Source organism: Nitrospiraceae bacterium (assembly GCA_035623075.1).
Taxonomy (GTDB): Bacteria; Nitrospirota; Nitrospiria; order Nitrospirales; family Nitrospiraceae; genus DASPUC01.
This window is the reverse complement of sequence record DASPUC010000038.1, coordinates 1-22,818: the sequence shown is the minus strand read 5'-3', so window position 1 is coordinate 22,818 and position 22,818 is coordinate 1. Positions and strand designations below refer to the sequence as shown.

The 22,818-nt window shown below is 54.8% G+C and carries 20 protein-coding genes; 16 read left to right on the top strand and 4 right to left on the bottom strand.

The window, feature by feature from the left end; all coding sequences use genetic code 11:
* The first annotated feature begins 1 nt into the window (after nucleotide 1).
* From pilO to VEI50_12730, 5 genes are all read left to right on the top strand, one after another.
* On the top strand, nucleotides 2–628 hold the full coding sequence (gene pilO, locus VEI50_12750) for a type 4a pilus biogenesis protein PilO (GenBank protein HXX75990.1): 627 nt from the start codon (nucleotides 2–4) through the stop codon (nucleotides 626–628).
* 62 nt (nucleotides 629–690) lie between these two features.
* Entirely contained in the window at nucleotides 691–1,293 is a 603-nt protein-coding gene (locus VEI50_12745; protein HXX75989.1) for a pilus assembly protein PilP, read from the top strand.
* Complete coding sequence (gene pilQ, locus VEI50_12740; protein HXX75988.1) at nucleotides 1,290–3,278, top strand: type IV pilus secretin PilQ; 1,989 nt, start codon at nucleotides 1,290–1,292, stop codon at nucleotides 3,276–3,278. Before VEI50_12745 ends, pilQ begins: the two co-directional genes overlap by 4 nt.
* 447 nt (nucleotides 3,279–3,725) lie before the next feature.
* Nucleotides 3,726–4,895, top strand: coding sequence for a 3-dehydroquinate synthase (gene aroB, locus VEI50_12735; protein HXX75987.1), 1,170 nt, complete (start codon nucleotides 3,726–3,728; stop codon nucleotides 4,893–4,895).
* 7 nt (nucleotides 4,896–4,902) lie between these two features.
* Complete coding sequence (locus VEI50_12730; GenBank protein ID HXX75986.1) at nucleotides 4,903–6,168, top strand: GAF and ANTAR domain-containing protein; 1,266 nt, start codon at nucleotides 4,903–4,905, stop codon at nucleotides 6,166–6,168.
* Between the two features lie 421 nt (nucleotides 6,169–6,589).
* Here VEI50_12730 and VEI50_12725 read toward each other — a convergent pair whose 3' ends face one another.
* Complete coding sequence (locus tag VEI50_12725; GenBank protein HXX75985.1) at nucleotides 6,590–7,027, bottom strand: surface-adhesin E family protein; 438 nt, start codon at nucleotides 7,025–7,027, stop codon at nucleotides 6,590–6,592.
* 567 nt (nucleotides 7,028–7,594) lie between these two features.
* Complete coding sequence (locus VEI50_12720) at nucleotides 7,595–7,981, bottom strand: hypothetical protein (GenBank protein HXX75984.1); 387 nt, start codon at nucleotides 7,979–7,981, stop codon at nucleotides 7,595–7,597.
* Nucleotides 7,982–8,566: 585 nt separating this feature from the next.
* Here VEI50_12720 and VEI50_12715 point away from each other — a divergent pair.
* Entirely contained in the window at nucleotides 8,567–8,896 is a 330-nt protein-coding gene (locus VEI50_12715) for a hypothetical protein (protein ID HXX75983.1), read from the top strand.
* Nucleotides 8,897–10,132: 1,236 nt separating this feature from the next.
* Here VEI50_12715 and VEI50_12710 read toward each other — a convergent pair.
* Nucleotides 10,133–10,978 (bottom strand): hypothetical protein, encoded by an 846-nt coding sequence (locus VEI50_12710; GenBank protein HXX75982.1) that lies wholly within the window; start codon nucleotides 10,976–10,978, stop codon nucleotides 10,133–10,135.
* Between the two features lie 524 nt (nucleotides 10,979–11,502).
* On the opposite strand from VEI50_12710, the gene VEI50_12705 reads away from it, so the two are divergent.
* The 7 genes from VEI50_12705 to VEI50_12675 all read left to right on the top strand — a co-directional run bounded on the left by VEI50_12705 (nucleotide 11,503) and on the right by VEI50_12675 (nucleotide 20,209).
* Complete coding sequence (locus VEI50_12705) at nucleotides 11,503–12,837, top strand: hypothetical protein (protein ID HXX75981.1); 1,335 nt, start codon at nucleotides 11,503–11,505, stop codon at nucleotides 12,835–12,837.
* Between the two features lie 252 nt (nucleotides 12,838–13,089).
* Nucleotides 13,090–14,463 (top strand): urea ABC transporter substrate-binding protein, encoded by a 1,374-nt coding sequence (gene urtA / locus VEI50_12700; GenBank protein ID HXX75980.1) that lies wholly within the window; start codon nucleotides 13,090–13,092, stop codon nucleotides 14,461–14,463.
* A gap of 130 nt (nucleotides 14,464–14,593) precedes the next feature.
* On the top strand, nucleotides 14,594–16,150 hold the full coding sequence (urtB, locus tag VEI50_12695; protein HXX75979.1) for an urea ABC transporter permease subunit UrtB: 1,557 nt from the start codon (nucleotides 14,594–14,596) through the stop codon (nucleotides 16,148–16,150).
* Nucleotides 16,137–17,282, top strand: coding sequence for an urea ABC transporter permease subunit UrtC (gene urtC / locus VEI50_12690; GenBank protein ID HXX75978.1), 1,146 nt, complete (start codon nucleotides 16,137–16,139; stop codon nucleotides 17,280–17,282). The genes urtB and urtC overlap by 14 nt, the downstream gene beginning before the upstream one ends.
* Before the next feature lies 1 nt (nucleotide 17,283).
* Entirely contained in the window at nucleotides 17,284–18,051 is a 768-nt protein-coding gene (gene urtD / locus VEI50_12685) for an urea ABC transporter ATP-binding protein UrtD (GenBank protein HXX75977.1), read from the top strand.
* Nucleotides 18,052–18,126: 75 nt separating this feature from the next.
* The gene (gene urtE, locus VEI50_12680) at nucleotides 18,127–18,837 is read left to right on the top strand and encodes an urea ABC transporter ATP-binding subunit UrtE (protein ID HXX75976.1); all 711 of its coding nucleotides are present in this window, start codon (nucleotides 18,127–18,129) and stop codon (nucleotides 18,835–18,837) included.
* Between the two features lie 76 nt (nucleotides 18,838–18,913).
* A complete protein-coding gene (locus VEI50_12675; protein ID HXX75975.1) occupies nucleotides 18,914–20,209 on the top strand; it encodes an outer membrane beta-barrel protein in 1,296 nt (431 codons plus the stop codon).
* Here VEI50_12675 and VEI50_12670 read toward each other — a convergent pair.
* Complete coding sequence (locus VEI50_12670) at nucleotides 20,197–21,246, bottom strand: urea transporter (protein ID HXX75974.1); 1,050 nt, start codon at nucleotides 21,244–21,246, stop codon at nucleotides 20,197–20,199. The genes VEI50_12675 and VEI50_12670 overlap by 13 nt on opposite strands.
* Before the next feature lie 175 nt (nucleotides 21,247–21,421).
* Here VEI50_12670 and VEI50_12665 point away from each other — a divergent pair, with 175 nt between their 5' ends.
* The 3 genes from VEI50_12665 to ureC form a co-directional block, all read left to right on the top strand.
* Nucleotides 21,422–21,724, top strand: a complete 303-nt coding sequence (locus tag VEI50_12665) for an urease subunit gamma (protein ID HXX75973.1) — start codon at nucleotides 21,422–21,424, stop codon at nucleotides 21,722–21,724.
* A gap of 51 nt (nucleotides 21,725–21,775) precedes the next feature.
* Nucleotides 21,776–22,249 (top strand): urease subunit beta, encoded by a 474-nt coding sequence (locus VEI50_12660; protein ID HXX75972.1) that lies wholly within the window; start codon nucleotides 21,776–21,778, stop codon nucleotides 22,247–22,249.
* A gap of 84 nt (nucleotides 22,250–22,333) precedes the next feature.
* A partial coding sequence (gene ureC, locus VEI50_12655; GenBank protein HXX75971.1) for an urease subunit alpha occupies nucleotides 22,334–22,818 on the top strand: 485 nt, incomplete at its 3' end.

Genomic DNA, 22,818 nt, shown 5'->3' with positions numbered 1-22,818 from the left:
CATGAAATTACCAGAGCTCAACATTGACGTTCTTCGAACCATTCCGTTGTTGCAGAAAGTAGGGCTTCTCGCGCTCGTCCTGGCCGGCATCCTGGTTGCGTTTTACTATCAAATCGTGGAGCCCAAGTCTGCAGAAATCGAAGGACTTCAAGGAGACATTGCAAAGCTGGACACTGAAATTCAAACGTTGACCATCAAAGTCAAACATCTTGATGAGTTGATTGCTGCGAGCAAGCAGCTGGAGATCGAACTAGCCAAGAAGAAGGAACGGCTTCCTCCGGAAGAGGAAGCGGTGATGCTTTTGAAACAGGTATCTGACCTGGGCGTGCGCTTGGGGTTGGATATCAGGTTATGGAGGCCGGGTACCAAGACGGAAGACGCGTCGAAACTGTTCGTTCGCATGCCTGTCAATGTCGAGGTGTCCGGCGGGTATCACACTGCGGCAATTTTCTTCGATCGTATCAACAGTCTTCCGCGAATCATCACTGTGTCTGGGTTGAAAATGGGATCGCCGAAGATTGAAAAGGGACGAGTGGTGACGCAAACCGTGTTTGATCTCGTGGCGTATGCGGCGCCACAAGAAAACAAAGTTGTCGCTGCAGTGCCGGCTGCAGCTCCGAAGAAGTAAACGGAGAACGAACGTTGTCGTCGAGGGTTACGGCGATCATAAGAATGCGAAGGCAAAGCGCGATGACAAAGATTGCGACGGGAATTGGCACGGTAGGAGTGGCAATGTTGATCATGCTCGGGGAGCCCGTGTGGGCCGGTACAGACCTGATTGCGACGATGAAGCAGATTGGGCCTATGAGGCAAGATTCCGTCAAGGCACCTGCTGTGACCGATGTTGGGAGACAGACACCGTCACCAGCAGTCGCAGCGTCTGTTGGAGATTCGACTGCCGGGGCTAGCGAAGGGGCGCCCTCTCCTGAGTCGGCGACCACACCACGCTCGTATGATCCATCGGGCCGTCGGGATCCGTTCGCTCCCATCGTCCAGCAATTGGGGCTCGGTCCGGTCGATCAAACCCTACCTCCTCTGCAACGAGTCGGTCTGACAGAAATGAATCTCATCGCCATTGTGTGGGGGTCTTACGGATACACCGCGATGGTTCAGATGCCGGACGGAAACGGCTATGCCGTGCGGCGTGGAACACGGATCGGCCCCAATAACGGGGTCGTGAGCGCGATTACGGAGAAGGGCATTATCGTTCAAGAGCGGTTTACGGATGTCTATGGGAAAAAACAGGAGCGAGAATATGTCAAGCTCCTCCATCCGAAAGAGGGCGTAGAATGAAACCAACGACGTGCGGAACAAACAATCTGGTTCGTGTATGGGGAACCGTGGGGGTTGTGGGCCTCCTGATGCTGATGCCTCCGGTAGGGGCTCGAGCGACCCTGCCGAGCGACGAAGCGGCTGCAGTGGGGGATCGTGCTACCACCATTGAACCGAGGCCAGTTGAGGCGCTGCCCGCCCAAATGTTGACCGGCCTGGATCTCCGCCGCGAGCAAAACGCGGTGACCGTGGTGATCTCAGGAGATGGAAAGATTTCTCATGAAGCGCGACTTCTCGATGAACGCAGGCTCGTCGTTGATATTCCGCAAGTGGCATCTGCATTACCGAAACCAATGATGGCAGTTCATCATTCCGTTTTGACGAGGATTCGCCTCGGTTATCATCCCGATAAAGTCCGAGTAGTGATGGATTTGGCAAGCCCTGCCACATTTTCTGTCGAACCGCAGGGAACGCAGCTGCTGATCAGATTGACCGAGGACACGCCGAGTCACGTCGTTCCAACGAATGGGGCGTCTGAAGCCGTATCGCCGTCGGATCGCGCCACAGAACCACAAATAGAACAGGAACCAGGGCGGGTCTGGCAGAATCCGAAACATGCGCGAGCCGTCCCTGCCATTAAGCGGACGTCGGTACGGCTCCAGGTTCGTCCGGTCCAAATGACGAGTGACGGGGATAGTGGGAATAAGGGGGTGCCGAAAGACGATCTTGTCCTTGGAGAAACACGGTATGTGGGGCGCCGCATCTCGCTGGACTTCCAACAGGCTGACATCAGCAATGTTTTACGGCTGATTGCTGAAGTCAGTGGTTTCAACATCGTAATCGGCGAGGGCGTGAAGAGCAAGGTCACGATGAAATTGGTGAGCGTACCCTGGGATCAGGCACTCGACATGATCTTGAAGATGAATGGTCTAGGACAAATCAAGCAGGGGAACATTCTTTGGGTCGACTCACTGGCAAATATCGCCAAACAGCAGGATGAAGAAGCGCGGGCGAAGGATGCCAAGACGAAAGCGGAAGAATTGGTTGACCGGGTCTTCTATATTAGGAATTTGCAATCGCAAGAACTCATGACGGCCTTGATGCGGTACCTGAGCCCACGGGGCGTCATGCAGCAGAGCCAGGGAAGCAATGCACTGATCGTCCGCGATACCGAATCAAGGATGGCGACCATCAAGCAGCTCATCGAAGGCCTCGACCTTCAAGTCCCTCAGGTTCAGATTGAGGCGAGAATCGTCGAGGCGGATACTGTCTATACCAGGGGGCTTGGGATTCAGTGGGGAGTCTCGAATCAGAACATTACCGGTAGCAATTTCAGTGGCGTCGGAAATATTACAGGGCCATATGTTCCCGGAGCGGGAACAACGCCCACATCCATTCCGACGGACTTCATTGTGAACTTGCCGGCCCAAGTTTCTGGATTGCCGGCTGTGCCGACAATCGGCTATACATTTGGCAAGTTACCACTGGGCTTCGCGTTGGATCTGCGGCTTTCAGCCGGAGAATTGCTCGGCTTGTCGAAGGTCATCGCTGCTCCCAAGATCATCACACTGGATAAGCAAGAAGCAAAGATCTCGCAGGGCGAGTCGATACCATTTCAGACAACCTCATTACAGGGTACCCAGACCACCTTTGTGGATGCCAATCTGGAATTGAACGTGACGCCTCAAATCACCTCCAGAGATCCGAAGGAGACGGGGAAGCTGATTAGGATGAGGGTCCGGACTACTCGGAACGCGGTCGGGGCCAGAAGCAACCCGGCCGGCCCGAGTATTGATCGGCGCGAGGCCACCACCCAGGTGAATGTTCGTGACGGCGAGACCATGGTGATCGGCGGGATATTCATCGACACGCAGAACAACAATGTGCAAGGGATTCCGTACTTGTCCCGTATCCCGGTGCTCGGATGGTTGTTCAAGAACAAATCTGAAAGTGTGTCGAAGCAAGAGCTCTTGATTTTCTTGACGCCTCAAATCGTCCAGACCTAAGCATGTCTATTGCACCGTCTCAAGACGCGATCTTAAGATAACAGTGAATGTGAGCGAGTCTCTTGTAGAGACTCGCTCGCGTACCTCTCCATCGCCATCTTCTTTCCCCCTGACAGTGTGAGATTGGCTTGGGCCCATCGCGGCACTAGGAGATGGGTCTCACCGCTTATTTGAGAGCACGTGCTTCATGGGACAAAATGTAAACTGTCCTTATGGCAAGTAATCCCCTAGCGGATGGTGTAGGAGAGCGGTAAGCCATCCATGCGAGTCATCCCAAAATCATTTTAGTTTTCGCACCGTTGTGCTACCATCCCTCCGGTTCTTACTCCTGCTGCAGCACAGGATCGGCGAATCACCTGAATAGGGTGAACAACCCAGTGCCAAGGGGCTGAGGAAATGGGTGTGGAGATTGGTGCGTCACGGCGCCCATAGTTGTCGTAGGGCACTATGAGAACAGAACTTGAGCAAATCATTCCCGTGGCATTAGGAGAGAGAAGCTACGACATTGTCATTCGACCTGGCCTTCTCCTGGAGGCAGGAGAACGCCTCACAAATCTGGTGCAAGGCCGACGAGTCGGTGTTGTTACGGATCGCCACGTGGCCAGGCACTATTTACCGGCAACACTCAGATCACTGAAAAGCGCAGGGTTCGATCCTGCTCCCATCGTACTGGCGCCCGGCGAGCGAACAAAGACATTGTCGACAGTCGGGGCCATTCTTGATGAGCTGGCCAGGAACAAATTCGAACGAAAGTCATTTCTGATCGCGCTGGGCGGAGGAGTCATCGGTGACTTGACAGGCTTTGCGGCGGCAATCTATCAGCGGGGTATTCCCTTTGTGCAAGTGCCAACGACGTTAGTTGCTCAAGTAGATTCCAGTGTGGGAGGAAAAACAGGGGTTGATCATCCGTTGGGAAAGAATCTCTTCGGTGCGTTTCATCAGCCGAGAGCCGTCCTGATCGATCCCGTCACGCTTCGAACGCTTCCACGCCGCGAATGGGTAGCCGGGATCGCGGAAGTCATCAAGTACGGCATCATCGCCGACGAAGCGTTTTTTTCGTTTCTCGAACAATCCATCGCATCATTGCTTCAGCTCGACGAGCGAACAGTATTGCGGGTGATCTCACGGTCGTGTGAAATTAAAGCGCAAGTCGTTGCCGATGATGAGCGAGAATCGGATCGACGGCGCATCCTCAATTATGGCCACACGATCGGTCATGCGCTGGAATCCCTTGCGGGATATCGGGGGATGATTCATGGCGAAGCGGTGGGGATCGGATTGGTTCAAGAAGCGGACCTCGCGCACCATTTGGGGCTCTGCCAACGCGAGGTCGTCGAGAGAATCAGGAAGTTGGTCGGTTGCGCCGGTCTTGCAGAAACGATTCCGAGCGTGTCGTTCCGATCACTCTGGGCGGCCATGCAGCACGATAAAAAGGTATTGAATGGCCAGGTAATCGGAGTATGGCCGGTGCGCATCGGAGAGGTGGTGATTCGGCCGCTGGACCGACGAGCCTGCGAAGAGTGGTACCACAGCCGCTTTGGACGTAACGACCACTCGAAGCCTCGTCGCCGGTCAAGAATGAATCGTTCCAGTATTAGACGCGGGAGGCGCGGGTAACGCCAGAATGTCGACGAAACGAACACTCTCAATCGATCAACTTGAGCAGGCCTTGCGAGAAAAAACCCGCGAAGTCGACGTCTTGCATCGAATCACCGATTCGATCAGCAACACGCTGGATCTCGAAGCGGTCTTGAAACACATCGTGGAGGTGGTCGTAGAAGTGACGAAAGCGGATGCCTGTCTCCTGTATCTTCTTTCTGAAGGTCGGGACGAGTTGATTCTGCGAGCGTCGAAGAATCCTCATCCCAAATTAATCGGAAGGATCACGCTCGGAATGGGGGAGGGCATCACAGGATGGGTGGCTCGTGAACGGACTCGGGTCGTGATCCCAAGCAATGCCAGTGAAGACTCGCGCTTTAAGTTCTTCCATAATCTTCCAGAGGATCGCCATCAAGCGTTCGTATCGGTCCCGATCATGGCAAAGAAGGAAGTCGTTGGAGTCATCAATGTCCAACACAAACGCCCCAAACGGTACCGGCCTGATGAGTTGGCTCTTCTTTCGACGATCGCCAATCAGGTCGGTGGAGCCATCGAGAACGCTCGCCTCTACGAACAGATGAGGCGCAAGGCTTTGCAAGTGGAAACGTTGTCGCAAGTGTCGGAGACAGTCGCATCGAATCGATTGATCGAAGATGTGTTACAGCTTCTCGTCACGATGACGGCACAGATGATGAACTCGAAAATCTGTTCGATCATGCTACTGGACGAAGCAAGTGGTGAGTTGAGAATCGCGGCGACGCAGAGTCTCAGCGAACAATATCGGCGAAAACCCAATCTGAAAGTCGGCCAAAGCATCAGCGGGCGTGCCGTGCAAGAACGGCGGCCGATTATCGTCGCCGATGTCACACAAGAGCGAGATTACATGTATCCGGATCTGGCGCGAAAAGAGGGGCTCTGCTCGCTCCTCTCCGTTCCGATGATGATTCGGGAAAAAGCCGTGGGAGTGATTAATTGCTATACGTCCGTTCCCCATGCGTTTTCGGCGGAGGAAGTAAAGCTGTTACAGGCCATCGCGAATCAAGTGGCCATTGCGATTGAGCACACCACGCTCCTGGAAAAATCCTTTGAGATGCAGGAAGCGCTGGCTGTCCGAAAGTTGTTGGAACGGGCGAAGGGATACCTGATGCGCTCAAAGAAGCTAACGGAGGAGGAGGCCTTCAAATTGATCCAGCGGCAGAGCATGGACCTTCGGAAATCCATGCGGGAAATTGCCGAGGCCGTGTTATTAGCCGGGGAGATCGAGGAACGGGCAGAAGAGCGACGAAGGTAGATATAGGATAGAAGCTTATGGAGCCTGGGAATCTCGTGATACTACAGGTTTCTTTGAGGGGGGATTGCGTTCGAGTTGTTCTTCGATGAGTTTTCGTTTGATCTCTTATACGTTCTTCCGCAAAGTTTCGATATCCACATCCTCCTGAGTGGTTTTCTCCTTTACAGGGCGGTGGACTGTGCGGTGGTAAGAGGAGGGACGGTAGCTGAGGGGATGATCTTATCGATATTGGGCGAGACTGGTCTAGAGACCAGGGCAAGGTAGCTGGTAATTCATAATCGACGACAAGTGTTGATTTGGTTGAGTGCGAGTTGCGATCCCTTTCAGACCGCCTTGCCGCTTCAGGTATAATTAATAAAGCTTCATATTGGTCAGCCCTGTGATGCCAGCATGTGATCAGCGTTGGTGCTATCGGACGCAATCATTGCTTGTTGCAAGCAACTTCCCACAAAGCTTGGTCAACACTATCCGGTTCAACTAGTACCCAGTTGCCTTTTTCTACATATGCCTCAGTGGGGTCACCGGTTCCCATATTGCCCCAGAAGACCGTGACTCTAAGCAGCCGCACACGCGTTTCCACGCAGTCGAATTGCTTTTGCATTTTCATAGACGAAAATCGGCTGGGGCTCCTCCCACCTTGCATTGTCTTAAAGTCAATTAATTGCCATATCATCACCAAAGCCCCTTTCCTATCAATAGTATCTGGATTGACGTACACTGTCATTGATCCGGCCAATTGGTTGTTTTTCTCAACCGGGACCCACTCCGCATAAGCCAGTTCACTATTAAGCCCCAGGAACGCCATCTGTAGCCAGAAACCAAAGACGTAACCCAGAGTCAACTTGAGCAATGGTCCCACGCGGTACCTCACGGTGCGTTGCTTGTGGATATGAGGGAAATGGCGAGGCGTGAAGGACATGGGTGACCAATCGAGAATTTCTGTACCACCTACCATAACGCTTACTTCGCTACCTCATGGTGATAGAGAAATCTTGACTCTGCATCCCTGTGAGCTCGATCACTCTCCTTTTTGCTTTACTGATTACCACAGCTCGCCCATTTCTATTCTCCCATCCCCTTGATGATGGCATACAGAAACTCGCAGCTGGGCGGATTGACGCTGTGATCGGGTACTGGCTGTCCTAGTCTGCTACCTCACTGCTACCGGGACAGGACAAACTAGCCCCATCAGCAGTCAAGAGACGTCGACATGCAAGCCTAACGCTACGGGTGCGACGCTGACCTCAAGACGAAAGAATTCTGTCAGGAATCCCCAGAGTTGAAATAGAGCCGAGCAATGGCCCAGAAGCTTTGGGTTCTGGCGCAAGAGACAGATCAACTGGCTCGAGACTATCAAAACCAGTTACCGCATAATGCGCAATGATAATCGAACGAAGGATGTAGCCCTGGAGCCCGTCTCCTTCCGCTAGTTCAGGCCGGTCTGAGTCACTGGTGGCGGTACCCGGTGACAGGTTGTCGCGATTCGGGTGCGTGCACAGTTCACATTCGCGACCTGGGGATGCTCGTCCACGCTGAGCGAAAGAGCGGGCATCATCGAGAGATCGGATAAACTGGGGACCTTCCGGGCCTGCTCGGCTCGCAGGACCGTCAGCTTCTCGAGAACGCAGTTTTGACTGCTTTCAAAAGAATTATTACTCACCGAGCAGTATCTTCCAATGGCATTGGTCAACCTGAGATACGCAGCGTCTTGGTCCCGCAACGCCTGGTTCAGCAAGACCTCAGGAGAATTTTGAGTTGCGCAGCCCCACAGTGGGGCTGCAATCAGCAGAAGCCGAATAGCCAGCCGTCCCATCTCATGTCCTCCTCGTGCTCGTGCCGACTCACGCGAGAAAAAAAACGCCCTTCCGGCTCTGAACTCGAGCCAAAAGGACGTCATTGTCCTCTCTTTTTATGTGGCTGGCGGAGAGAACGTCAATGTTCACTCCCCTCAGCCACTTATTAAGCTAGCATCAGGGCATTTCACGTGTCAATGCAGAAATCATCGACACTTCCTTTAGCAGGTCCAGGTCCTCTAGCAGGGGGCAAATGCGCAATGAATGAAGGTAGGACAACGACAGAGGTGTAGGTCAGGAAAGAGATCGTATCTTGCTCGCGTATCTCTTTTGAGAAAGGGGTCCGAGGGAACGTTTTCAGACCCCAAAAGAGCTTCATAACCAGCGTCAACAGCAAGGGAAGATTAAAGGTCGATTTAGGGATTTCCCTAGGTGGCCAGATTGCAATCTGCTACTAGGCTGATAAGTAGGGATGACGAGAAAAGGAATAGCATGGCGGGAGTTGGCAATGGGGCATTCCCGTTCGGCCTCGGAAGTGAAGGCTCCCTCCCATTTCAACTCGCTTTGCGCGCGGAGTACAAACCCCTCTCATAAGGGAGGTTGTCATGAGATCCATTCTGAGCACGATCAAGGTCCCGGTCTATGGTATTTCCCTGTTTCTTAGCCTGTCATGCGTTGCCTCGGCGGACACTAGCCACGCCAAAGCCGACCAGTCGGCTGACACCATAGGCGGCCAGGCTGGTCTGCTAACTCCGTTCGAACGAAGGACGCTTGCCGCTGAGTCGTTAGGTGGAATGCGGGTGGGCGGTCAGGCGGGTCTGCAAACTCCGTTCGAACGGAGGACGCTCGCCGCCGAGCCGTCGGGTGGAGTGCGGGTAGGCAGTCAGGCGGGTCAGGAGAGTGATCCGGAAAAGCCAGACAGCGAAGCTAAGTGATCCACCCTCTATGGCTGGAAGGCCGTTTATAGGGGGAAATGGGTCAAAGAAAGACGTTTCACGACCTATGACGCACAGGAGCATGTAGTTCGTGCAGGTGTGCCTGAAACAATTGCCATGAAAATCAGCGGTCACGAAACTCACTCCATCCTATATCCCGCTTCTCTAAAACGATTGACCTAGTTTCCTGAATCGGTGCCGGATCCTTGGCAGGATCGGGCCGGCACCACCGCTGGAGACTCTCCCTAGACCTGGTACAGAAATCCAGGGCCGGCCAGCGCTGTGCATGACTCACATTTACGTTGGTACAACTGCGGGGGGAAGGTTAACGCAAAGAGGAATACCAGCGGCGAAAGTTAGCGATGGGGCTTGCTTGTTTGGCCCCGGAGATGAAAGCCCCCTTCCAATTCAACGTGCAACTTGCGATACTCGCGGAGTACAAAATCCTCTAGCAAGGGAGGTTGACATGAGGTCCATTCTAAGCATAATCACGGTTACGTTCTGTGGTGTTTTGCTGTTTCTTAGCCCCTTATACGCTGCCACCTCGGACGGTACCAACACAAAATCCGACCAGCCAGGTGGCAGGATAGGGGGTCAGGCTGGTAAAGAGACCCATCTCGAACAGAGGAAGAAGGGCGCTGATTCGATGGGTGGAGAACGGGCGGGCGGTCAGGCGGGCCAGGAAACTCCTATGGAAAAGAGGGGGATGAGAGCTGGTTCGATGGGCGGGGAACGGGTAGGCGGTCAGGCGGGTCTGGAGAGTGATCCGAAAAAATCGGACAGCAAAGCTAAGTGATCCGTCTCCTAATTGTATTGTTTCGACGGCCGGCCCGCCAATGTCTATAGCCGTCTCTTGCCGGTATGCTGACAGGATCAATCCGTCGCGTCGTGAGCTTGAGGAGAAGGTCCCGCATCCCACGAGAGGGGAGGTTGCGCATGGGCCAACGGGGTGAGGCCTCCTGCGTCGGGAGCGACCTCGCCCCCTTCAACGGGTCCAGATCCTCTGTGAGAGTCGGACTTGATATGCTATCTCCCTGACTCACATTGCAAATGGGACAACTGGAGGCGGAAGGTCAGGAAGATGCCTTAAAGCTGATTCAGCGGCAAAGCATGGACCTTTGAAAATCCATCCAGGAAATTGGCGAGGCTGTGCTGCTAGCCGGAGAATTTTCAGACGGGGCAGATTAAGCAAAGGAGATAATTGGACAAGAGCGGAATCTTATTCTGATACAGCGGTTAAGGAGTCGATGGTGGTTTCTGTTTGGAAGAGCTCTTCTGTTTACTTGCGTTTCGTTCGGCTTCCTGTTCGGCCAGCTGCCGTTTGATGTCTTGCAGTTCCTTCTTCAGTTCATCGAGGTCACTTTCTCTCGTTTGGCTGGGTCCTTGGACCACTGGTGCGCCGAGGGGTGCTGGGGCTGTTTCCCCAGGAGTTGGTCTGGCGGTAGGGACTACAGGGGGCGGTGGTGATAATGACTCGGCGGGCAGGGCGGCGAGCAAGGCATAGTCAATAACAACCGTCGACTCCGTCGATCTCGCGTCACGATAACTGTCTGGCCGTCTGGCCGACTCCGGCATAAAGAGAATCGTAGGTGATAGTGTCGGCCCGCCGGCTCCGAGCCGGTCGGCGGGGATGAGCCAAGGCAAGGTCAGGTACAGCGATTGTCCGTAGGCGTAGAGCGAACCCTGCTTCCATTCCGCGGGCGCCCCCGTTCGACCAAACCGAAACCCAACCTGCTGGTCAGACGCAGCTTTGGCGAGTCCCTCGACCAGCAGCGGCGCGAGGAATGCCACCTCCTCGTCCTTCAACGCTCGAACGGGCTCTTGTTTCCCGGCGAGCGCGTTAATCAGGAACCCTCGGTTCTCCTTGATGTTTACGCCGCGCAGGACCCGGGCCATGGTATCTATTGATATCCTAATTGGATGCGCAGCTTGGAGCGATCGATCGGAAAACCGTTCAAGGTAGACCCTGCCTCGATCGGATTCATGCAAGGTCAAATCTAATTCGGGCCCAGTGGCACAGGCAAAAGAACCCACCAAACAGCCAGTCAGCAAGGCGACAGCATATCCCTCTCGGAGCAACATGTGGGAACCTCACGAGCAATCCCTGTCACACTCTAGCACAGGCATGGAGGGTGTTGAAACTAGGACCGTCCATCTTCGGACCAAAAACTATCCACTTGACAAGAAGAAGACATGACCTCTATAAATACCTCGCCGTACGGTCACGACTTGGACAATGGAGTCCAAGGTTTCAAGACCGAATTCATCGAAGGACAATGACGTCCTTTTGGTCCAGGAGAGGGACCGGAAGGGCGTTTTTTTTTGGGGGCTACATTTTGAGTAGGCCGAATCACAGTGGTGCAATTGAATCGAACAGCGGCGAATCCGAAGGAGTGACCATCCGTCGACGAAGGTCTGCGGAAATGCGATGCAGATGAAAGTTGGCGCCGACTGACGGAATCGATGTGGAAGTGAGAGCCGGACGGACAGGGCGAGGGTGGAGATTGCGCACAATGGCGTGCGTAGTGACGACGATGTCAAGGCGATAGGGGCAAGGCCAGTGAGCAACGGAGTCACAAGCCGATTATAACCGGGAGGCATTCTCCATGAAGACACGCCAAATTGGATGGTGGAAAGCATTTTTAATTGCCGGGGCCGTCGTGGTGCTGTTGGCTGGGATGGCATTCACGCTGCCGAGTGCGTACGCGGCTGGCATGATCAAGAGCGAGGACGGGGACCAGTGGATTTCCATCGGAATGGGTATTCGTGGTGGGTTCGCGGCGGTGGAAAACGGGTCAGCGAACGGGGGGAGTTACAACAACAGCTTCGGGATCGGCAACGCTCGTATCTATATCAACGGTGGAATCACGAAGGTTATCAAGTTCGAGTTCAACACCGAATGCTTTGATTGCAATGGTCAGGGGGGCAATCCGTTCGGTCAAACATCCAATGGCGGGAACGGTACAACCAATATCGGTTTGCTCGATGCGATCGGGAAGTTCGAGTTCAATCAGTACGTGAATGTCTGGGCCGGGCGTTTGTTGGTGCCAGCATCGCGCGGCGAGCTGAATGGTCCGTTCTACTCAGCGGTCTTCGAACAGTATAAGACGCCGTTTGAGTCCGCAGACTTCGCCGGGAAATTCGGCACTGGCGGGGCTGGTGTCTACGGCCGTGACAACGGCTTGGTCTTCTGGGGCCAAGTCGACCCAGCGTATGGTCATTTGCAATATAGCGTCGGGCTGTTCACGGGACTCCAGTCAGGAGCAGGTGTAGGACCTAATCAACAAAACAGCTTCTTGTATGCGGGACGCCTCACCTACAACTTTTGGAACCCAGAGAAGAATCCTGGTTATTACACAAGCGGGACCTACTACGGCAAAGCCGGCGATATTCTCGCGATCGCATTTGCGGCGCAACACCAGAAAAATGGTGCTGGAACAATAGTTAATCAGGCGGATCTCACGTACCTTACCTCCGACCTCCTGTTTGAGAAACCACTTGGTAACAGCGGGGACAAGGGTGTGATTACGGTCAATGCTGAGTGGCAACAGTTCTTTGCAAATTACAACAACTCGTCATCGACCGGTGCCTTTTCGGCGCCCTTTCAAGCCGCTGGTGGTAATCCTAATGGCTGCTTCTGTATGTTTGACGGGCATTCCTACTACGCGACCGGCATGTATCTATTTCCGGATAAAGTAGGGATTGCGGGATTGATGGGGCAATTTCAGCCCTATGCCAGATATACGTCCGTTGTGCCTAATAACAGCCAAAATCGCCAGGAAACGGAACTCGGCACGAACTACATCATTGCCGGCCATAACGCGCGCCTTGCGGCATACTGGCAGTATGGCAATCTTTCCTCCCTGGGCACGAATTACTCCAACACTGCGACGGGTGATCATCATAATGCTTTCAAGGTGGCCTTCCAGGTCCAGTACTAAGAAGACGAAGTGTTACTAGAGTTTCTCTGTGTTTGGACGAGCCGATGATGGATTGTTTTATCTCGCGCACCAGGTTCATCTCTGCTTGAGGGACGATGATCTCTTGCGAGAGAGGGCTAACACTTTCTAGGAGTATACGGGTTGACGCGTGGAGAACGACGTCCATTGACTCGGACAGAATACAAAAGAAGAACAAGGACGGCATGTTTTAAAGGTAGTACACATCATTACGTTAGCGAAAGGAGCCTGACGATGGAATCGAATGACCCTAACAAGCCCAGCATCATCAAGGAGCCGGATACCACGAGTATGCTGGAGGCTGGTCCTTCACGACGAGATTTTTTAGTGCAAGGTGCCAGAGTGACGGCTGGTGTCGGCATTGCCGCGCTTTTGGGCAATCTCGGAAATTGGGCGCTCTCCTATGCAGCTGATAAGGAGCCGATTAAGATCGGCATCCTTCACTCCTTAAGCGGCACGATGGCGATCAGTGAAGTCTCACTGCGCGACGTGGTTCTGATGGCGGTGGAGGAAATCAATGCCAAGGGCGGCGTGATGGGTCGCAAGATCCAGCCGGTCGTCGTCGATCCCGCCTCGAACTGGGACCTCTTCGCTGAAAAGGCCAAACAGCTTTTGTTGCAAGACAAGGTGACCGTGGTGTTTGGCTGCTGGACTTCGGTGAGCCGCAAGTCTGTGCTGCCGGTGTTCGAAAAGAACAACGGGTTGCTCTTCTATCCGGTCCAGTATGAAGGCGAAGAATGCTCGCACAATGTCTTCTATACCGGCGCGGCAGTGAACCAGCAGGCGGTGCCGGCTGTCGAATATCTCATGAGCAAGGAAGGCGGGGCCTACAAGAAGTTTTATCTGTTAGGGACGGACTATGTGTACCCGCGCACGACGAACAAAATTCTGCGCGCCATGTTGCTGGCCAAGAAAGTGCCGGAGGCGAACATCATGGAGGAGTACACACCCTTCCATCACCAGGACTATCAGACCATCGTCGGCAAGATTAAGAAGTTTGCGGCCGGTGGTGGAGCCTGTGTGATCAGTACGATCAACGGCGATAGCAACGTCCCGTTCTACAAGGAGTTTGCCAATCAGGGTCTACGGGCCGAAGATGCGCCGATCATGGCGTTCAGCGTGGCGGAGGACGAGTTGCGGGGTATGGATACCACTGCACTGGTAGGGCACTTGGCTGCGTGGAACTATTACCAGAGCGTCGATACGCCGCAGAACAAGAAGTTCGTGGCGGATTTCAAAGCCTATTGCAAGAAGAACAACTTGCCGGATGGCGAGAAGCGGGTTACCGACGATCCAATTGAGGCGGCCTACTTCGGGGTGCACATCTGGAAACAGGCGGTCGAAAAAGCCGGTTCGACTGAGGTGGATAAGGTCAGGAAGGCAGTATACGGCAGCAAGTTCCTCGCTCCAGGCGGCGAAATCATGATGGACCCGGCCAACCATCACACCTACAAGCCCGTGCTCATCGGAGAAATTCTCAAGGATGGGCAGTTCAAGGTCGTGTCTCGCTCGAAGGGGCTTGTGAAACCCGAACCCTGGAGCGAGTATACGAATCCGGAGAAGGGTTGTGACTGGGTGAGCCATCAGGGCACCTATCAGAAGAAGTGAGAGCGTAGGGGATCCAGAATATCCCCGTGTCATAACGGGCGAACGGGCAGAGACATAGGGAAGGACAGCGGGTGACGAGACGAAATGTCAACGTCACCCGTTTGTCTTGTGAGGGGGTTGCTCGCCAATCGTGAAGATTTATCTGCGATTCGCACAGGTCGCTCTAACCGTTATCGGGCTCCTATTCTTCGTTGGTGACAGTTGGGTGAGAGCGGCGGAGGGGCCGACAACGGCCCCTCCGTCCCCTCCCGTAGAGCAGGCTCTCGCTCAAGTGACCAGCGAGGATGAAACGGTTCGTGAAGCAGCGATTCGTACCTTGATTGAGCAAGGGGATGTGAGTCTCTTGCCCAGGTTGGAAGAACTTCGCGCTAACGCGGATCGCGCCATCCGGCAAGCCATCAAGCCTCTGATGGATCTGCTGAAGAATCGGGCGAATCTCTCGAGTGACGATGTTGGCGTCCGGCGATCGGCTGCCACGGATCTCGGTACGATGGGCAGGACCGTCGCGATTCCTTGGTTGGAACAGGCAGCGACGAAGGATCCGAACAAATGGGTGCGCTACACGATGGAGGAGTCTGCCGCGCTGCTGAGTCTCACGTCGGACGATCCGTCGATCAAGATTTCCGCCGTCCAGAAGCTCGGGGAGCTTCGCAGCCAGAACGGCGCGCCAAGCTTGAAAGAACTGGTTGTTGCCGGTAACGCACCCGAGGCGACCGAGCAGCAAAAAGAGATAGCGAGAGCCGCAGCGGCTGCGATCGAGCGCATTGAGACGTGGAATGCATGGTCGAGCGCGATCGAAACAATTTTTCGCGGTATCAGCCTCAGCTCGATACTGCTCATCATGTCACTCGGATTAGCCATTGTGTTCGGACTCATGGGCGTGATCAATATGGCTCATGGCGAGCTGATGATGGTCGGGGCCTACGCGACGTTCGTGACGCAAGAATTGTTTAGAGCCTATCTCTCGCCGTCGATGTTCGATTCGTACTTTCTGCTCGCCATGCCGATTTCCTTTCTTGCCGCAGCAGCGTGTGGCCTTCTACTCGAAGCGACCGTCATCCGATTCCTGTATGGGCGCCCGCTGGAGACGATGCTGGCGACGTGGGGGGTAAGCCTGGTCTTGATGCAGGCGGCGCGCGTCTATTTCGGTGACCTGACGGCGGTGGTGGCACCAAATTGGTTGAGCGGCGGTGCTCAGGTGATGGTCGGAGTCTATCTCCCGTACAATCGAATCTTTATTATCGGATTGTCGATTGTCTGTGTCGTGGGCATCTATCTGCTGCTATTTCGGTCAAACTTGGGCTTACGCGTACGGGCCGTGACACAGAATCGGAACATGAGTGCCTGCTTGGGAATTCCTACGCGCAAGGTCGATGCCTATACCTTTGCCTTCGGTTCGGGGTTGGCAGGAGTGGCCGGTTGGGCTCTGACGCTTATTGGGAATGTGGAGCCAGGGCTGGGCCAAAACTACATCGTCGACTCATTCATGGTCGTGGTCACCGGCGGTGTTGGAAAACTGGCAGGGACAATCGTTGCATCGCTAGGTATCGGCGGCCTGAACAAATTGCTCGAGCCGAGCTTTGGAGCGGTCTATGGCAAAGTGCTGATTCTGGTGTTGGTCATTCTCTTCCTCCAATGGCGCCCATCAGGATTATTTGCTATCAAGGGGCGACATGCCGAGTCTTGAACCAGTGGCGCACGATCAGCCGCGTGCTGAAGGGCTGGCCTTCTGGCTTCTGGGATTTGTCCTGCTTGTCGCGATGCCCCTTTTGAACGTCCTGCCGCCGGAGGATTCCTGGCTGCACCTTTCCGATTTCAGCCTCAATCGATTTGGGAAGTTTCTCGCCTTTGCGATTCTTGCGTTGGGCCTCGATCTCATTTGGGGCTATACAGGCATCTTGAGTCTTGGTCAGGGCGTATTTTTCGGGCTTGGTGCCTACTGCATGGGCATGCATCTCATGCTGACGATCGGGAAGGAAAGCGTGTACGGCAGTGACTTGCCGGATTTCATGGTGTGGAACCAGGTTAAACAATTGCCCCTGTTCTGGAAGCCGTTCTACAGTTTTCCTGTGGCCTTGGTGGGGGCGATCTTTATCCCGACGCTTTTTGCACTCGTCTTTGGGTTCCTGGCCTTCCGCAGTCGTATTAAAGGGGTGTACTTCGCGATCATTACACAGGCCCTGGCCCTCGTGGCATGGCTGGTGTTCAATCGGAACGAAACGAATCTTGGCGGGACGAATGGATTGACGGATTTTAAGCAGGTGCTTGGGTTTCGGCTCGCAGATCCCGGCACTCAGCGGGCGTTGTATGTGTTGACGGTCTTGTGTCTGGGCGGGTCCTACCTCCTGTGCCGCTGGATTATTAAATCCCGAGCGGGGCGGGTCCTGATCGCTGTTCGAGATAGCGAACCGCGAGTCGTGTTTTCGGGATACACTCCGGCAAATTACAAACTGTTCGTGTTCGTTGTTGCGGCGGCATTGGCCGGCTTGGCCGGGATGCTCTACGTTCCTCAGGTCGGGATCATCACCCCGGCGCAAATCGGCGTCCTGCCTTCGCTCGAAATGGTGATTTGGGTGGCGGTCGGTGGACGTGGCAGCCTGGCCGGTGCGGTGCTGGGAGCGGTCAGTGTGAATTATGGTCGTAGTGTGCTCACGAATTACTTCCCGGAACTCTGGCCGTTCATCCTCGGCGGACTCTTCGTGTTGGTGGTCCTGTTATTCCCTGATGGGCTGGTCGGCGTGATCAGGAGAAGCACAAGTCTTTTGCGGCCAATGGAAACAGGTGTGAGCAAAGTGGCCCTGTCGGAGGGGAAGCGCTGACATGACTGAACGAGGGTCCATTATTTATCTCGAAGGCGTCATCGTCGACTACGACGGGTTTAAGGCGCTCAACAATCTTAACTTCATCGTCAACTACAACGAATTGCGGGTCGTGATCGGTCCGAACGGGGCTGGCAAAACGACGCTGCTCGATGTGGTCTGCGGCAAGACGATACCGGCCGCCGGCCGTGTGATCTTCGGCAAGGATATCGATCTCATCGGGAAACGAGAGGATGAGATCGTGGAACTCGGCATCGGGAGGAAGTTCCAGGCACCATCGATCTATGGAAACCTCACGGTCTGGGAAAATCTCGATCTGTCACTAAAACGTTCGAGCCGAGGCGTCTTCCCGACCTTGCTGGGGAAATCCACCACGGCTGAGCGGGAACGAATCGACCAGAACCTCGAAGCCATCGGACTCAAGGATCAGGCACACACACGGGCCGAATCGCTCTCACACGGTCAAAAACAATGGCTTGAGATCGGGATGGTAATCCTCCAAGATCCCTTGCTCCTCTTGGTCGATGAACCGGTCGCGGGCATGACGGACAAAGAAACTGAACAGACGGGGCGATTACTCCAATCGTTGGCGGAAAAACATGCGATCGTTGTCATCGAGCACGACATGGAATTCGTCCGACAAATCGCCAGGACGGTAACCGTCCTTCACGAAGGGACGGTGATCTGTGAAGGGCCTGTTGAAAAAGTCCAAGCAGACGCTCGTGTGCGTGAAATTTACCTGGGGAGGCAGAAAGTCACGCACGCATAAGAAGTGCTGAGAGCTGAGTTGGGAAAGATCTTCTGAGGCTGATGGCTAAATGCTAACAGCTGAAAGCTAAACCCAATGCTTCAACTCGAAAAACTGAACGTCTACTATGGCGAGAGCCACATTCTTCGGGATGTGTCGTTTACTGTCGAGCCTGGGCAGGTTGCCTGTCTGATGGGACGGAACGGGGTCGGAAAAACGACGACCCTGAAGGCCATCATGGGGTTGCTGCCGACGCGGTCTGGGCAGATCACAATCGGCGGAACAGATATGACGAAGGAAGTTACGAATCGACGAGTGAAACGAGGGCTTGCCTATGTTCCGCAGGGACGGGAGATCATTCCACATCTGACCGTTCGGGAAAACCTCCAACTGGGATATTGGGCCCGAGCTCATTCTTCCACCGGCATCTCCGAGAAGGCCGCGTTCGAAGAAGTCTATCAGCTCTTCCCCAAGCTGACACAGATTCTCGATCGGCCTGGCGGAGTCTTGAGTGGTGGCGAACAGCAGCAACTCGCGATCGGGCGCGCATTGCTGTCCGAGCCAAAGATCCTGTTGCTCGATGAGCCAACCGAAGGGATTCAACCCTCGATCATCGATCAGATCGAAGACGTGATCAATGGGTTCAAGAACTCCAGACGGTTCTCCATTCTGCTGGTTGAGCAAGGGCTTCATTTTGCGGCTCGGCTGGCAGAGAAGTACGTGGTCATGGCCAAAGGGGCGGTGGTGGCGCAGGGCAAAAGTGATGAGTTGAGCGCGGAAATGGTGAAGCAGCATCTGACGGTATGAAGAGAGGCTGGCTGGGCTTCGAAGTTGGCAGGAAGTCCTCTTGTCTGCCTTGGTAGTAAGGAGTAAGAAGAGGGTTGTGCCGTATGACCAGTCGCGTTCTTACAGGCTAGTTCGTGTCTGCCTCGTTCTCCTCTGTTTCATTCTCACCATAGAGTGGTTTCTTCTCGGAGATACCAGGGCAGAGGAAGAACCTGGCCCGGTTGCTCGTGAATTGGAACATATCGCCCTGAGGTTGAGGGCTAGCGAGAAGGCAGTTGAAAAACGGCTGCTGTCGGAAGATCTCAGGCTGCATATCTATGGTTACCTCGACGCCTCCTACACCCAGAACTTCAATAATCCCTCAAACCGGATCAACGAGCTCCGCATCTTCGACGTGAATTCCAACCAGTCCCGCTTCAATGTGGGACAACTCGTAGTCGGACGGGACGCTATGGCCGGTGATGCCTGGTTTGATCGAATCGGGTTCAAGGTCAAATTCAATGCTGGCCGTGATTCGGATTTCATCGGCGGCAACAACATCGGTCCCTGGGCCGACTTCCAGGAGTACTACGTCCAATACTTAGCGCCCGTGGGCAGCGGGCTCGACCTGAAACTGGGCCAGATCAACAGCATCGTGGGCTATGAAGTCGTCGAAAGCCCGCGTAATCCAAACTATTCGCGGTCTTGGCTGTTCGGATTAGGTCAGCCATTCACAACTCGCGGTGCTCGAGCCTCCTATGAATTCAACAAGTGGGTGTCGCTCTCGGTGGGAGCGATCGAGTTCATCAACTCTGCTAGAGGGGACACACAGCATGATCCTCTCGTGGAATACGCACTCGCACTGGCTCCGTCCGAGAAGATCAAGCTGACATGGTACGGCTTAGCGGGACCGAGAAGTGGACCGACCGGCACGACCGGCGGCAATCTTTTTCTTACAGGGGGCTTCCTCAGCTTACAGGTCAGCGACCAGACTTCAGCGGTCATAGAATCCTATTACGCCAACCAAGCGAACAGCAGCACGATCAGTTCAGCGAAGAACGCCCGCTGGGACGGAGTCGCCGCCTATTTGATTCATGATTTCACGAAGCAGTGGGGTGTCCGTCTGCGAGGAGAAATCTTCGAAGATGCAGGAGGCTTCGCCGCCTGCCAGGGCACGACCGCCTATCAACCAAGAGCCAACTTGTGTTTTGGAGCTACGTCCTCTGCTTCTCCTCCCGCAATTGCACAGACGCTGTGGGAGGTCACCTCTACGCTGCAGTATAAACCGCTCAACTCTCTCACGACCCGCTTGGAATATCGGTATGACAAATCCAACCAGAATGTCTTCCAGGTCGGAGGGCGCCCAACCAGCTACCAGCCCACACTCTCCTTCGAAGCCATCTATGCTTTTTGACGGTTGCCGAAACGCCTGAGATTGTCTTCCGGCGTCGTAGCCTCAACCGGCGCAACAGGGATCAACGACGGGAAGCCGCTCTTTGCCAAGAGCATCAACCAGGTGACAAATACGAAGGCGGACGTTAAGACCGGCATCCCGGACGGTTCCAGAAAAACACCAAGCGAAGCCCACACCCTTGCCGTTACCAAGACGCCGATGACCGTATAGAGAAAGCCCGAGACGTTCAGCACATAAAAAAGCCCGCCGAGCGCCATCGCGGTCAGCGCAGCGTTGTACCCGAACAACCCGTCACGGATCGCTTCGTCATGCGCGCCGTACAACACCGCGGCAGCGACCGCGAGCGTGGACCCCATGAGCGCCATCAGGGCGCCGATGCGGGTATTGATGGCGATGCCGATCAGGATGATGACCCCGGTCACCCAGTTGTCCTGAAAGAAGATCTCCGAGATGCCCATCGTAACTCCGTAAAACCAGGTGACCCAGGTGTAATCCGGTCGCGGACCAGTAAAGTCTGACGGCGACGTTGGCTTCAAGGCATTGGAAACATCGATGGTAGAGAACTGCAACAATGCACCGAGAAAGAACCAGGTGGCCAGGACAAACGGCATCGTGAGGCCAGGAACTTTGTGTGGCCCCAGCAAGGCGCCGAATGCCGGCATGAGCACTGAAGTAAAGGCTGCGCTGAGCACGATGTAGAGCCACAGGTGCAGATTGGGCATGTTACCGGTGGTAAAGTTCGGGCTCGTATAGGCGACCAAGGCGATAGCGATCAAGGCGCCGTTAAACCCGAACAGACCATCCTTGATCATCCCTTTGTCGGCTTTGAACAGGAGAGCGGTGAGCGTACTGATCACGGTTCCGAACAGACAGGCCGTACCGTAGATCCAGGAGTTGTAGAAGATTGCGCCGAGAATCACGGCGCCGGAAATGGGGTTGTTTTGGAAGACTACCTGACCGATTCCGCGCAAAACCCAGTCGACGAATCCCAGCGTTGGGTGATCCCGGAATCTGCCAATCAATTCCGTATGAGTCACGGAGGCCTCCTTTCACCCGACTATGGAGTGCTGCTTGACAGGCGGCGAAATCCTAGACTAGCATTTCCCTCCCTGCAATAGATTTCTCACGTAGGATACTCAATGCAACTCGCTCACGCCGTTTGTCCTGTGTCAGGAACGACGGACATGAAGTCCGCCAAAGAGAGGAGAGCCCATGCATCTGACTCCGAGAGAGCAGGAAAAGCTGTTGATCTACACCGCAGGGCAGCTCGCTGCGGACCGCAAGAAGCGGGGCCTCAAGCTCAACCATCCTGAAGCAGTCGCCTACCTGACCGCTGCTGTTCTCGAAGGCATTCGTGACGGTAAATCCGTCGCCGATCTGATGACCTTTGGGACCACGCTGCTGTCACGCAAAGACGTCATGCCGGGCGTGCCGGAGATGATTCACGAGTTCCAGGTCGAAGGAACCTTTCCCGACGGCACGAAACTCGTGACCGTTCACGATCCGATTCGCTAGGCACGCTCAGACCCATCCATTCAATTGTTGTCCTCGTACGAGGAGGGGCATATGGCGAAGAAGACCAAGCGATCCCCGACCAAGGTTCACAAGGCCTCTCAAAAAAAGGGAAGCTCCCTGGCTTCTGTGATCAAAGCTGAGTTGTCCAGACCAGTCGTGCCCGGTCAAATTCTCTTTGGGGCCGGCGACATTCAGGCGAATACAGGTCGTGCGACGAAGGAACTCGTGGTGACGAATACAGGCGACCGGCCTGTTCAGGTCGGCTCCCACTGTCACTTTTTCGAGGCGAATCGTGCTCTGAAATTCGATCGCGAGCAGGCCTTCGGATTCCGCCTCTGCATTCCCGCCGGTACGGCAGTGCGGTTCGAGCCAGGGGAGGAAAAACGGGTGACGGTCGTCGCACTGGCCGGTAAGCGGGTTGCCCACGGGATCAACGGGTTGACCGATGGCTCATTGGATGATGCACAGGTGAAGGCCAAAGCGCTGGCGCGGGCGGCCGAGCAAGGTTTTGTTAGCAAAGGTTGAGGCTGAGAATAAGGTCGAGGAAAACAAGCACTGCGAATTCGCCTCAGCCTTAACATTACCCGTGGCCTTCGTTAGGAGGAATTCATGAAGATCCCACGCAAACAATACGCGGATCTCTTCGGCCCCACCGTGGGCGACCGTGTCCGACTTGCCGACACCGAGCTGCTCATCGAAATCGAAAAAGACTTCACATCGTACGGAGACGAAGCCGTCTTCGGCGGTGGTAAGGTTCTGCGCGACGGGATGGGACAGTCTTCTCGAGCCACCAGCGCGAGCGGCGCGCTCGATACGGTCATCACGAACGCGGTCATTCTCGATTATTGGGGGATCGTCAAGGCGGATATCGGGATCAAGGACGGGCGTATCATCGGGATTGGCAAAGCCGGGAATCCCGATCTCATGCCGAACGTGACGAAGGGGATGGAAGTTGGGCCGGGAACTGAAGCTATTTCTGCGGAAGGTTGTATCGTAACGGCGGGCGGTGTGGAGACCCACATCCACTTCATCTGTCCTCAGCAATATTGGGAAGCCCTCTCTGCCGGCATTACGACGATGATCGGCGGCGGCAC

Bases quoted from the DNA above. Each gene is read 5' to 3' on its own strand.
- VEI50_12715 (HXX75983.1), top strand. From the start codon at position 8,567: ATGAGATCCATTCTGAGCACGATCAAGGTCCCGGTCTATGGTATTTCC.
- VEI50_12705 (HXX75981.1), top strand. From the start codon at position 11,503: ATGAAGACACGCCAAATTGGATGGTGGAAAGCATTTTTAATTGCCGGG.
- pilO (HXX75990.1), top strand. From the start codon at position 2: ATGAAATTACCAGAGCTCAACATTGACGTTCTTCGAACCATTCCGTTG.
- urtA (HXX75980.1), top strand. From the start codon at position 13,090: ATGGAATCGAATGACCCTAACAAGCCCAGCATCATCAAGGAGCCGGAT.
- VEI50_12720 (HXX75984.1), bottom strand. From the start codon at position 7,981: ATGGGACGGCTGGCTATTCGGCTTCTGCTGATTGCAGCCCCACTGTGG.
- VEI50_12710 (HXX75982.1), bottom strand. From the start codon at position 10,978: ATGTTGCTCCGAGAGGGATATGCTGTCGCCTTGCTGACTGGCTGTTTG.
- aroB (HXX75987.1), top strand. From the start codon at position 3,726: ATGAGAACAGAACTTGAGCAAATCATTCCCGTGGCATTAGGAGAGAGA.
- urtE (HXX75976.1), top strand. From the start codon at position 18,127: ATGCTTCAACTCGAAAAACTGAACGTCTACTATGGCGAGAGCCACATT.
- pilQ (HXX75988.1), top strand. From the start codon at position 1,290: ATGAAACCAACGACGTGCGGAACAAACAATCTGGTTCGTGTATGGGGA.
- VEI50_12665 (HXX75973.1), top strand. From the start codon at position 21,422: ATGCATCTGACTCCGAGAGAGCAGGAAAAGCTGTTGATCTACACCGCA.
- VEI50_12745 (HXX75989.1), top strand. From the start codon at position 691: ATGACAAAGATTGCGACGGGAATTGGCACGGTAGGAGTGGCAATGTTG.
- VEI50_12660 (HXX75972.1), top strand. From the start codon at position 21,776: ATGGCGAAGAAGACCAAGCGATCCCCGACCAAGGTTCACAAGGCCTCT.
- urtC (HXX75978.1), top strand. From the start codon at position 16,137: ATGCCGAGTCTTGAACCAGTGGCGCACGATCAGCCGCGTGCTGAAGGG.
- urtD (HXX75977.1), top strand. From the start codon at position 17,284: ATGACTGAACGAGGGTCCATTATTTATCTCGAAGGCGTCATCGTCGAC.
- VEI50_12730 (HXX75986.1), top strand. From the start codon at position 4,903: ATGTCGACGAAACGAACACTCTCAATCGATCAACTTGAGCAGGCCTTG.